Here is a 10,404-nt window from a genome sequence, read left to right on the forward strand (position 1 = left end):
CCTCCCTGTTTGCGGGTTCAACAACCCGATCATCGGTGAATCGGCACCTCGATCGCGCTCAGCCGGAGACCGGTTCCCTTCCACCGCAAGGAAATGATCTCGGCGGCAATCGCAACTGCGGTCTCTTCGGGGGTTCTGGCGCCGAGATCGAGCCCAATGGGAGACGACAACGCCGCAAGTTCGGATTCGGTCATTCCCTGTTCCCGCAACCGTTCCAGCCGATCTTCGTGCGTGCGGCGGGATCCCATCGCTCCGACGTAGCCGACCTTGAGTCGCAACGCGACTTCCAGCAACGGCACGTCGAACTTCGGATCGTGGGTCAGCACCGCGATCACCGTGCGCTCGTCGAGCTTGGACGCCTCGCGCTCCAGATAGCGGTGAGGCCAGTCCACGACGACCTCGTCCGCCTCGGGGAACCTGGACCGCGTCGCGAACACCGGTCGCGCATCGCAGACGGTCACGCGGTAGCCGAGGAACGCGCCGAGGCGAGCCATCGCGGCCGCGAAGTCGATCGCGCCGAACACGAGCATGCGCGGCGGCGGCTCGAACGAGTTCACGAACACGCTCATGCCCTCGCCGCGCCGTTGACCGTCCGGGCCGTACTGCAACACGCCGCTGCGCCCGCTCGCCAGCAAGCCGCGCGCGTCGTCGGTGACGGCGTCGTCGATGCGCGCCGACCCGAGGCTGCCGTCCCGTCGATCCGGCCAGATGACCATGCGGCGGCCGATGCCGTCCGGGTGCTCGACGACGGTCGCGACGGCCACCGGCTGCTCGGCGCGGACCGTCTCCACGACCTCGGCGAGCTGCGGAAACGTCTCCGCGTTGATCTTCTCGACGTAGATGTCGATGATCCCGCCGCAGGTCAGCCCCACCGCGAACGCGTCGTCGTCGCTCACCCCGTACCGCTGCAGAACCGGTTCGTCGGTTTCCTGCGCCAGGTCGTAGACGGCACCCTCGACGCATCCGCCCGACACGCTGCCGACCGCCTCGCCGTCCTGCGTCACGAGCATCGCCGCACCCGCCGGCCGCGGGGCCGAGCTGAAGGTCGCGACCACCGTGCCGACGCCGACCGTCTCGCCGTTCGCCACCCGGTCCGCGAGATCGAACAGGACATCACGCATCGCGCACTTCCTTCAGCAGTTCTTCCAACGCGTGCACGCTGTGGCCGGCGACCATCCTGTCGACGTGCGGAAGCGCGGCCACGACACCGGCCTGAACGGGCTGGTAACCGGGTTTGCCCGCGTGCGGGTTGGCCCAGATGACCTTGTGACTCACCCGTCTCAGCCTCGCCATCTCGGTCGCCAGCAGGGTCGGGTCACCACGTTCCCAGCCGTCGCTGAACAGCACCACCACCGCGCCGCGCTGCCGCCACTGCTGGTTGAACCTTCTCAGCGCCTCACCGAGCCTCGTCCCGCCCTCGTAGTCGGGGATTGCCCGGCCGGCGGCTCGCAACGCCCGTTCGGGATCGCGTTCGCGCAGCTGCCGGGTCACGCGGGTGAGCCTCGTGCCGATCGTGCGGACCTCGACGGGCATGGCGTGCGCGATGACGTGCGCGAACCGCAGCAACGCGTCGGAGTAGGCGGCCATCGAGCCGGACACGTCGATCAACAACACCAGCCTGCGTGCCTTCACACCCCTCCGACGATGACGTGGACGGGTGATCTCGCCGCCCATCTCGATCATCGCGCGGACGGTTCGCCCCAGGTCCATGCGACCACGGCGAGCCTTCTTCAGCCTTCGAGAACGTCTGCGCGGCGGGAGGGGATTGAGGCGCTGGATCAGCGGTGCCGCGTTGAACTCCGAGATGTCCTTGTGGCGCAACACTTCCACATCAGACGCAGCGACGCCGACCGTCACCGAGTCGAGCTCGACCGTCGTGCGCGGCCGGGGTGGCGTGCCGCCGAAGTACGCGCGGTAGGCGGCGTCGTAGCGAGGTAGGTCGTCCGGGTCGGCGCAGAGCGTGAGGCGCCCGGCCCAGTAGAGGTCGACGTGCGCGGTGGCCTGCAGATACGCCTGCACGCGGTCCGGCCCGCACTGAAGTCCGGCGCCCCGCAGGACGCGCGTGAACCCCACGCAGGCTTCCGTCACCCCACGATTGTGCTCCCGATCACGCGATCCGCGTCCTCCCGGTACTTCAGCACCGCGCCGAGCGTCGCCACGTCCGGTTCGGACCGCCCGAGCGCCTGCAGTGCGCGCGCCCAGTCCAGCGACTCAGCCACGCCCGGCGGCTTCAGCAGATCCAGACCGCGCATCTTCTGGACAGCCTCCGCGACCTGCTGCGCGAGCCGTTCGTCGAGGCCGGGCAGGGTGCGGCGGAGGATCGCGACTTCTCGGTCGAGACTCGGATGCTCCAGCCAGTGGTAGAGGCAGCGGCGCTTCAACGCGTCGTGCACCTCGCGCGTCCGGTTCGAGGTCAGCACGGTCAGTGGCGGCGTGGAGGCCCTGATCTCCCCGAACTCCGGGATGCTGACCGCGTTCTCGGACAGCACCTCCAGCAGGAACGCCTCGAACTCGTCGTCCGCCCTGTCGATCTCGTCCACCAGCAGCACGCACGGCGCGTTCTCCAGCGCCTGCAGCAACGGCCGAGCCAGCAGGAACCGTCGCGTGTAGAGGGAGGCCTCGTCGACCTCGCCTCGGGTTTCGAGGACCCGCAGGTGCATGAGCTGGCGCGGGTAGTCCCAGTCGTACAGCGCCTGCGTGGCGTCGATGCCCTCGTGGCACTGCAACCGGATCAGCGGGACGTCCAGCGTCTTGGCCAGTGCCAGCGCGAGCGAGGTCTTGCCGGTGCCGGGTTCCCCCTCGAGGAACAGCGGCCGTCCCATCGCGACCGCCAGGAACGCCGCCGTGGCAATGCCGCCGTCCGGCAGGTACCCCGCGCGGTCGAGCCCTGACGCCAGTTCCTCAGGGGACTCCATGAGCCTCAGCGTAAGCCCTTAAGCTGGACCGATGGGGACGATCAAGCAGGTCCAGGTCACGTTCGACTGCGCGGAACCCGTGCGCGTCGGTCAGTTCTGGTGCGAGGTGCTCGGGTACGTCGGACCGGCCGAGTACGACGACTCGTGGTACGCCGCCAGCGATCCGTCCGGGGTGGGTCCGCGGCTGTTCTTCCAGCGCGTGCCCGAGGGCAAGGTCGTCAAGAACCGCGTCCACCTCGACGTGCGGGTCGGCACCGGGATGGTCGGCCAGGAGCGCCTCGACGCGCTCGAGGCCGAGTGCGTGCGGCTGGAGGCGCTCGGGGCGAAGCGCGGAACGCTGCTGCTCGCCGACGGTGTCAACGAGTCGTGCCAGAACATGCAGGACGTCGAGGGCAACGAGTTCTGCCTCGACTGACCCTGGGGTCCCCACCCGGAATCAGGGTCCGGTTCCGGGTGGTCACCGATGTGCCGGGGTCGCGAGAAGACGACTCTTGAGCCATGACGAACAACGTGCTCAACGAAGCCACTGACCAGGTCAAGAAGCTCCGTCGCAGCCGCAGCGACAAGATGGTCGCCGGTGTCTGCGGTGGCGTCGCCAAGATGATCGGCGTGGACGCCGCGATCCTGCGGATCGTCCTCGTCGCCGCGACGCTGCTGGGCTTCGGCACCGGCGCCGTCCTCTACGTCGCCGCGTGGATCCTCATGCCCGAGGAAGACGCTGCGATGTGATCACCATGAACAACGCACAGGGAGCAGTCGGCAGGGGTTGACGAGGCCCCTGCCGATCACCGCGGGAACCCCGGAACGCCGGGGAGCTGCTGCCACGGGAGTGGGCCGTCGAGGGGTCGGTACTCCACACCCAGTGCGTCCAACCGCGGCAGATGGTGTTCCGCCAGCCGTTGCACGAAACCAGGATCCTTCTCCGCCGGGGACCACACGACCTCGGCGAACGCGGCCAGCCTCGGGAACGCCGCGTAGTCCACCCGCCGGGGCGAGTCGAGGTGCTCGCTCCAGATGTTCGCCTGCGCCCCCAGCAACCGGCCGGGTTCCTCACCCGTGAGCTCAGCGGGCACCGGTTCCCACGCGTAGACGTCCTCCAGCGTGGTCACGGTCCCGACCGGGATCGGTTCGTCCGGCGACTCCGACTGCCGGTAGTCCAGGTACACGTACTGCTCAGGGCACATCACGACGTCGTGGCCCGCGCTCATCGCTCTGATGCCGCCTTCGACACCACGCCACGACGCGACGATCGTGCCCTCCACCAACGGGCCGGACTCCAGGATCTCGTCCCACCCGTACGGCTTCCTGCCGCTCTGCACGATGTGCCGGGCGATCGCCCGCACCAGCTCGCCGTCGTGGCCGGGTGCCTCGTCGCCGCCGAGCCCGATGATCTCCGCGGGGAAGACGTCCATCAGCTCGTCGAACACGTTCCGGTAGAAGTCCACAGTGGACTCCTCCGTGTTGAGCACGCGCTCGTTGATGCCCCAGTCGGTCCAGACTCCGCCGCCGTGCACACCCAGTTCCGGGTACGCCGCGATGGCCGCCTGCGAGTGTCCGGGGATGTCGATCTCCGGGATCACCACGATGTGGCGTTGCCGGGCGTACTCGACGATCTCCCGCAGGTCGTCCTGCGTGTAGAAACCGCCGTGCGGACGCCCTGCCATGCCGGTGAAGCGCCGGTCGCCGAACCGCGAGTCCTCCCGCCACGACCCGACCTCGGTGAGCTTCGGGTAGCGCTTGACCTCGAAGCGCCAGCCCTGGTCGTCGGTCAGGTGCAGGTGCAGGACGTTGAGCTTGTGCACGGACAGCAGCTCGACGTACCGCAGCACCTCCCGCTTGGGCAGGAAGTGCCGCGCCACGTCGAGCATCACGCCACGCCACGGGAACCTCGGGTGGTCGACGATCTCGCACGCCGGGATGACCGCCGGTTTCTCGCCCGCAGCCCGGAACGCTTGCACACCGAGCAGTTGCCGCAGGGTCTGCAACGCGTTCATCTCACCGGCCGCGTCGTGCGCCTCGATCAGCACGCCGTCGTCGGACGACAGCAGCCGATAGCCGCCGGCCGGACCGTCGACGAGAACCGTCTCCCAGCCCTTGTACTCGCAGAGCTTTCCGCCGTCCACATAGGACACCGGGCGTGGCAGCAGGTTCATCCCTTCACCGCCCCCGCGAGGCCGGACACCAGACGGCGCTGCACGAGCACGAAGAAGATCAGCACAGGGATGGTCATCAGGGTGGAGCCCGCCATGATCGCGCCCCAATCGTTCTGGTCGGGTTTGACGAACACCTGGAGAGCCAGCGGCAGGGTCTGGTTCTCCACGGCCGAGATGATGAACGTCTTGGCGAACAGGAAGTCGTTCCAGGCGTGGATGAACGACAGCACGCTCGTCGCAACCAGGCCGGGCGCGACGAGCGGGAACAGCACCTGCCAGAGGAACCGGAACCGCGAGGCGCCGTCCAGGGTGGCGGCCTCCTCCAGCTCCACCGGCACCGCGGCCACGAACCCGCGCAGCATCCAGATCGCGAACGGCAGGCTGAACGCCAGGTGCACCAGCACGAGTGACCCGAGGTGGTTCAGGCCGAACGCCGGAACGCTGTCACCGACCGACCGCATCAGGAAGAACAACGGCACGGTCAACGCCTCGACCGGCACCATCTGCACGACCAGCAGCATGATCAGCAACATCGTGCGGCTGCGGAACCGGAACCGGGTCAACGCCGTGGCGGCGAGGAACGAGATGAGAATGCTGAGCGCCACGACGACCAGTGCAACGATCACGCTGTTCATGAAGTAACGCCCGAAGTTCGCGACTGTGAGCGCTCTCGTGAAGCTGTCCAGCGTCGGCCTCGTCGTCCACGGCACCGGGTCGGCCGAGATGATCTCGTCCTCGGGCTTGAACGCGCTGAGAACCATCCAGAACAGCGGGAACGCGACTACCGCGGCGACGACGAGGACGAACGCCTCGGTGATCCAGCGCCTCACAGGGCCTCCCCCGACCGCCGCAGTGCGCGGAGGTAGAACAGCGTGATCACCAGCAGCAGCGCGGTCATCACGACACCGATGGTCGCGCCCAGCCCGTACTCCGACGCCGCGAACGCCTGTTGGTACGCATAAACGTTGAGCACGAGGTTGCGCCCGGCGATGCCGCCTCCGTTGGTCATCACGTAGATCTGCGTGAAGATCTTGAAGTCCCAGATGATCGACTGGATGGTCACCACGAGCACGATCGGCCGCAGCAACGGCAGCGTGACGCTCCAGGCCGTGCGGAACGCCGACGCGCCGTCGAGCGCCGCGGCCTCCAGCACCTCGCTCGGAATCGCCTTGATGCCCGCGTAGAGCGTGACCATGACGAACGGGAACGAGCACCAGATCACCTGTGCCGCGACGAGTCCGAACGCCGTCCACTTGTCGAACGTCCAGGAGAAGCCCTGGATGCCCAGCACCTCGTTGACGAAGCCGAAGTTCGCGTCGAACAGGAAGAGCCAGATCGTCGACCCGGCGACGGCGGGCGTGGACCACGCGCCGAGCGCCGCCAGGAACAACGTCATCCGCACCCACGTGCGGACCCTCGTGGCGAGGATCGCGAGGAATGCGCCCACCAGCAACGTGCCGACCACGCAGACCGCCGCGAAGGCGACGGTCTGCCCGAGCACACCCCAGAACTGCTGGTCCGCCAACAGCTTCTGGTAGTTCCCGAGACCGAGGAAGACGAGCGGCGCGCCGCCGCTCACCTGCTCCTGGCCGTAGTCGTAGAGCGAGATGAGCACCAGCTGGTAGATCGGGTAGGCCAGCAGGCCTCCGAGCACCAGCAGCGCTGGGGTCAGGTAGGCGAAGGCCGTTCGCCCCTGACCTTTGGACGTAATGCTCACGATGCGAAGGCCGCGTTCATCGTCTTGGCGGCGTCGGCGGTGGCCGCGTCGACGTTCTTCGCGCCGGTGACGACCTCCTGGATCATCGTCGGCACCACGGTCTGCGCCTCGATCTTCGCCCACGCCGGGGTGACGGGGACGAACTTCGTGCCGGACTGCAGGGTCTTCGTGAACGGCTCCAGGAACTTGTCGGAGTCGCTGACCTGCTTCTGCACGTCGCTGAACGTCGGCAGGTTGCCCATCGCCGTGTACATCTTCTGCTGGTACTTCTTCGACGCGAGCAGCTGCACGAACTCGTTCGAGAGCGTCTTGCGCTGGGTGCCCTTCATGACGCCGAGCAGGTTTCCGCCGGCGAACGCGGGAGCGACCGAGCCCGCGGTCTTTCCGGGCAGCGGGACGACGCCGTACTTGCCGGCCGCACTGCTCGCGTCCACGGACTTGCGGTTGAAGTCGCCGCCGATGGTCATCGCGGCCTTGCCGGCGCGGAACTGCTCGACGCTCGCGTCACCGCCGTTGCCCGCGCAGGTGGCGGGCGGGCAGATGTCGTCCTTGATCAGCTCGGTGTACTTGGCGACACCGGCCTTGGCCTCGGCGCTGTCGATGGTGGCGGTGAACTTGCCGCCGTCCTGCTTGGCGAGGTCACCGCCGTTGGCCCAGATGAAGGGCAGCGCGGCGAACAGGTACTTGCCGCCGGCCGAGATGCCGAGCATGTCGGGCTTCTTCTGCCGGATGGTGCGCGCCGTCGTGGCGATCTCGTCGAGCGTCGTCGGCGGCTTCAGGCCGAGCTCGGTGAAGACGTCCGTGCGGTAGTAGAGGGCGCGGACGCCGACGAACCACGGCACGCCGTACGTCTTGCCGTCGACCTTGGCCGTGTCGAGGATCGTCGGGACCAGATCCTTTGACTCGTCCCACTTGCTCAGGTCTAGCTCGGAGAAGCCACCGGCGGAGACGTAGCCAGCGAGGTCCGTGTTGCCGAACTCGGCGACGTCCGGGGCGCTCTTCGGGTCGCTGAACGCGGCCTTGAAGCGCTCTGCCCGACTGGACACCTGGATGTACTGGACGTCGACCGTGACGCCGCTGTGCTTGCCCTGGAACTCGGTGATCGCCTCCTTGACCACCGCTTCCTTGGGCCCGCGGTTGACCTCGTCGAACAGCCAGACCCGCAGCTGCCCGGTCTTCTCGTCCGTTCCCGTCGTGGTCGGTCCCGACTGCACCGGTGCGCAGGCGACCACCGCGCCCACGCCCAGCACGGCCACGAGTGTCTTCAGCCTCATCGCGCCCTCCGCATTGCATATGTTGCAACAGCCATTTCACAGGAAGCAACGTGACTGTAGAACGGTCTGCGTCAAGGGTCTAGACCAGACGATTGACCCATTCCCGAACCGATGCCGCGGAGACCGGCCCGTCCCAGCCGTCCGGCCGCACCGCGCTGCCGACGTGGAAGCCCGTCACGCCCGCTGCCAGCAGTTCCGCGACGTGACGCTGCTGCAGGCCGCCGCCGACGAGCAGCGCGGGCGGTGTCTGAGTTGCGAGCTTCTTCAGGTTCTCGATGCCGTCGTCGACCCCCTTGGCGCTGCCCGCGGCGAGCACGGTGTCGCAGCCGAGCCTCTGGACGGTGGCCCACGAGCGGAAGACGTCGGCGGAGTTGTCGAGTGCGCGGTGGAACGTCCAGGCACACCCCTCGAGCTCGGCGACGAGGCTCAGCGTGACCTCTTCGTCGATCTCGCTCTCGGCGTCGAGGTAGCCCAGCACGAACTCGGTCGCGCCCACTTCCCGCAGGTCCCGGGCCTGCCGGCGCAGCTGTTCGAGATCACCGGGCGCGAAGCCCTTGGCGTCCCTGAGCATCACGCGGACGGGGATGTCGACGGCTCGCTGCACGTCTTTGAAGGTGGCGATCGACGGCGTGAGCCCGTCGGAGGCCATGTCCGCGACCAGCTCCAGCCGGTGCGCGCCACCCTCCTGAGCAGCCTCGGCGTCCTGCGCGTTCAGTGCGATCACTTCGAGAATCGGCATGGTCTAGACCATAACGGCCGCTTGGAACGCGGCAACGAGTTCTTGCGTCCGAGCTGTATCTGCTCGACCCAGTTCCGCTCTTCCTGAGTAAGCGCTTTGTTCAGGCGTGGAGCACGCGTCAGCCGGTTCGAGGGGTGCCGGCTGGCGCAAGCTCCCACCACAGGCGGCCCGTGATCCGGAGGGGGAATCACGGGCCGCTGGCGTACCCAGGGAAAGATGAAGGTGCTGCGGCGGTGATACTGCTCCAATCGAGTGAATTTTGTATCTACCGCCCAGTTAGCCCTTCATGAGTTGGCGGACGGCGCTGACAGGGCGGCCGATCGGAGGTGCTGCATGGACGAGCTGCACACGGCGGATGATCGTCCGCCGTGGGACGGGCTTGAAGGCACCGAACGACACGCGGTGTGCGTGGCGGCAGCCCGAGAAGGCAACCGCGACGCGCTGGACGTCCTGGTGACCGAGCTGACCCCGCTGCTGTGGCACGTGGCCCGCGGCCAAGGCCTGGACAGGGCCGCCGCGGAAGACGTCGTGCAGACCGTGTGGCTCGCGTTCTTGAAGAACATCGAGAACATCAACGAGCCCAAAGCCCTGGTCGGCTACCTGGTGGTCACGACGAGGCGTGAAGCACGCCGAACCTGGACACCCAACAAGCGTGAAACCCACCTGTCCGACGAATTCGCCGAACAGCTCGAGTCCGACACCGGCCTGCCCGAGGACGTGACGCTGTTGGACGACCGCGACCGCCGCCTGTGGCTCGCGTTCGGCCGCCTCACCACGAGGTGCCAGGAACTGCTCCGACTCACCGTGCTCGCGGGGCGCGCGGAGTACCGAGCAGTCGCCGAGGCACTCGCCATGCCCCACGGCAGCATCGGTCCGACCAGGGGACGGTGCCTGACACTGCTGCGCAACTACCTGGAGACGGAAGGAGGATCGCGGTGAACGAGATCGACCCGCGCGACGACCGCAGGGGCCTTGAGGACACCGCCGTCCTCTCCGAACTGAACCGTTTGGTCGACGAACTGGACCCACCGCCCGCCGATCTGGTGGACCGCGTGAAGTTCGCGATCGCTCTGGAATCCCTGGACGTGGAAGTAGCGCGCTGGGAACGAGCCGGTTCGTTCGCCGGAGTGCGCGGCGGTCAGACCGGCACGATCACGTTCACCGTCGACAACCTGACCCTGATGGTGAACTTCACCTCGACGGGGTCACGGCACCGGATCGACGGGTGGCTGGTGCCTGCCGGGGAGCACACGGTGGAGGTGCGGGTGGCTGATCACAAGTCTTCGACCACGCGAGCTGACGATGGTGGGCGGTTCGTGCTGCCCGATGTGCCGGCGGGGACCACGCAGATTCTGGTGCACCTGGTGAACTCTCGCGGGGAGCCGGGGCGAACAGTGGTCACACCGACAATCATGCTTTGAGTTTCTGGGGCGTACTGGGGTTTCTGGGGTTCAGGCGCTTCGCGCCGGGCGGATTGGTTGCGTTCCGGCGTGGTTGCGCTTTAGGGCCTGGACGGGCTTTGGTTTCGTCATCGCCGCTGGCGCGTCGATTGCGATTGGGGCTTGACTTCGGGTCCCTTGCGAGGCGCTTGTTCGGGCGGAAAAGG

At 67.6% G+C, this 10,404-nt stretch carries 12 protein-coding genes; 4 read left to right on the top strand and 8 right to left on the bottom strand.

What is annotated here, in order from left to right; all coding sequences use genetic code 11:
* Positions 1-29: 29 nt before the first annotated feature.
* From AB0M24_RS27840 to AB0M24_RS27850, 3 genes are read right to left on the bottom strand one after another with little or no spacing between them, the layout of a single operon-like run.
* Positions 30-1,121, bottom strand: a complete 1,092-nt coding sequence (locus tag AB0M24_RS27840) for an XdhC/CoxI family protein (protein WP_363773969.1) — start codon at positions 1,119-1,121, stop codon at positions 30-32.
* On the bottom strand, positions 1,114-2,088 hold the full coding sequence (locus AB0M24_RS27845; RefSeq protein ID WP_363773972.1) for a VWA domain-containing protein: 975 nt from the start codon (positions 2,086-2,088) through the stop codon (positions 1,114-1,116). The genes AB0M24_RS27840 and AB0M24_RS27845 overlap by 8 nt, the downstream gene beginning before the upstream one ends.
* A complete protein-coding gene (locus AB0M24_RS27850; protein ID WP_363773974.1) occupies positions 2,085-2,915 on the bottom strand; it encodes a MoxR family ATPase in 831 nt (276 codons plus the stop codon). Before AB0M24_RS27850 ends, AB0M24_RS27845 begins: the two co-directional genes overlap by 4 nt.
* A 31-nt stretch (positions 2,916-2,946) precedes the next feature.
* Between AB0M24_RS27850 and AB0M24_RS27855 the strand changes: the two genes are divergently transcribed.
* Together AB0M24_RS27855 and AB0M24_RS27860 are read left to right on the top strand one after the other, a co-directional pair.
* Positions 2,947-3,330 carry a VOC family protein gene (locus AB0M24_RS27855; RefSeq protein ID WP_363773977.1) on the top strand — a complete coding sequence of 128 codons (384 nt, stop codon included), beginning with the start codon at positions 2,947-2,949 and terminating at the stop codon, positions 3,328-3,330.
* Between the two features lie 83 nt (positions 3,331-3,413).
* Complete coding sequence (locus tag AB0M24_RS27860; RefSeq protein ID WP_363773980.1) at positions 3,414-3,644, top strand: PspC domain-containing protein; 231 nt, start codon at positions 3,414-3,416, stop codon at positions 3,642-3,644.
* 56 nt (positions 3,645-3,700) lie between these two features.
* Here the strand turns inward: AB0M24_RS27860 and AB0M24_RS27865 are convergent, their stop codons facing one another.
* The 5 genes from AB0M24_RS27865 to AB0M24_RS27885 form a co-directional block, all read right to left on the bottom strand.
* Positions 3,701-5,068: a beta-N-acetylhexosaminidase gene (locus AB0M24_RS27865; protein WP_363773983.1), complete on the bottom strand. Its 1,368-nt coding sequence runs from the start codon at positions 5,066-5,068 to the stop codon at positions 3,701-3,703.
* On the bottom strand, positions 5,065-5,898 hold the full coding sequence (locus tag AB0M24_RS27870) for a carbohydrate ABC transporter permease (RefSeq protein WP_363773986.1): 834 nt from the start codon (positions 5,896-5,898) through the stop codon (positions 5,065-5,067). The genes AB0M24_RS27865 and AB0M24_RS27870 overlap by 4 nt, the downstream gene beginning before the upstream one ends.
* Positions 5,895-6,785: a sugar ABC transporter permease gene (locus AB0M24_RS27875; protein WP_363773989.1), complete on the bottom strand. Its 891-nt coding sequence runs from the start codon at positions 6,783-6,785 to the stop codon at positions 5,895-5,897. The genes AB0M24_RS27870 and AB0M24_RS27875 overlap by 4 nt, the downstream gene beginning before the upstream one ends.
* Positions 6,782-8,059 carry an extracellular solute-binding protein gene (locus tag AB0M24_RS27880; RefSeq protein WP_363773992.1) on the bottom strand — a complete coding sequence of 426 codons (1,278 nt, stop codon included), beginning with the start codon at positions 8,057-8,059 and terminating at the stop codon, positions 6,782-6,784. Before AB0M24_RS27880 ends, AB0M24_RS27875 begins: the two co-directional genes overlap by 4 nt.
* Before the next feature lie 79 nt (positions 8,060-8,138).
* Entirely contained in the window at positions 8,139-8,798 is a 660-nt protein-coding gene (locus AB0M24_RS27885) for a copper homeostasis protein CutC (RefSeq protein WP_363773995.1), read from the bottom strand.
* Between the two features lie 333 nt (positions 8,799-9,131).
* Here AB0M24_RS27885 and AB0M24_RS27890 point away from each other — a divergent pair, with 333 nt between their 5' ends.
* A complete protein-coding gene (locus AB0M24_RS27890) occupies positions 9,132-9,737 on the top strand; it encodes a sigma-70 family RNA polymerase sigma factor (RefSeq protein WP_363773998.1) in 606 nt (201 codons plus the stop codon).
* Positions 9,734-10,219 carry a carboxypeptidase regulatory-like domain-containing protein gene (locus AB0M24_RS27895; protein ID WP_363774001.1) on the top strand — a complete coding sequence of 162 codons (486 nt, stop codon included), beginning with the start codon at positions 9,734-9,736 and terminating at the stop codon, positions 10,217-10,219. The genes AB0M24_RS27890 and AB0M24_RS27895 overlap by 4 nt, the downstream gene beginning before the upstream one ends.
* Positions 10,220-10,404: the final 185 nt, after the last annotated feature.

The organism is Lentzea sp. NPDC051838, assembly GCF_040681245.1.
In the GTDB taxonomy this organism is placed as follows: domain Bacteria; phylum Actinomycetota; class Actinomycetes; order Mycobacteriales; family Pseudonocardiaceae; genus Lentzea.

Excerpts from the sequence above, each read along its gene's own strand:
- AB0M24_RS27840 (WP_363773969.1), bottom strand. The coding sequence starts at position 1,121 with ATGCGTGATGTCCTGTTCGATCTCGCGGACCGGGTGGCGAACGGCGAG.
- AB0M24_RS27850 (WP_363773974.1), bottom strand. The coding sequence starts at position 2,915 with ATGGAGTCCCCTGAGGAACTGGCGTCAGGGCTCGACCGCGCGGGGTAC.
- AB0M24_RS27855 (WP_363773977.1), top strand. The coding sequence starts at position 2,947 with ATGGGGACGATCAAGCAGGTCCAGGTCACGTTCGACTGCGCGGAACCC.
- AB0M24_RS27860 (WP_363773980.1), top strand. The coding sequence starts at position 3,414 with ATGACGAACAACGTGCTCAACGAAGCCACTGACCAGGTCAAGAAGCTC.
- AB0M24_RS27865 (WP_363773983.1), bottom strand. The coding sequence starts at position 5,068 with ATGAACCTGCTGCCACGCCCGGTGTCCTATGTGGACGGCGGAAAGCTC.
- AB0M24_RS27880 (WP_363773992.1), bottom strand. The coding sequence starts at position 8,059 with ATGAGGCTGAAGACACTCGTGGCCGTGCTGGGCGTGGGCGCGGTGGTC.
- AB0M24_RS27885 (WP_363773995.1), bottom strand. The coding sequence starts at position 8,798 with ATGCCGATTCTCGAAGTGATCGCACTGAACGCGCAGGACGCCGAGGCT.
- AB0M24_RS27890 (WP_363773998.1), top strand. The coding sequence starts at position 9,132 with ATGGACGAGCTGCACACGGCGGATGATCGTCCGCCGTGGGACGGGCTT.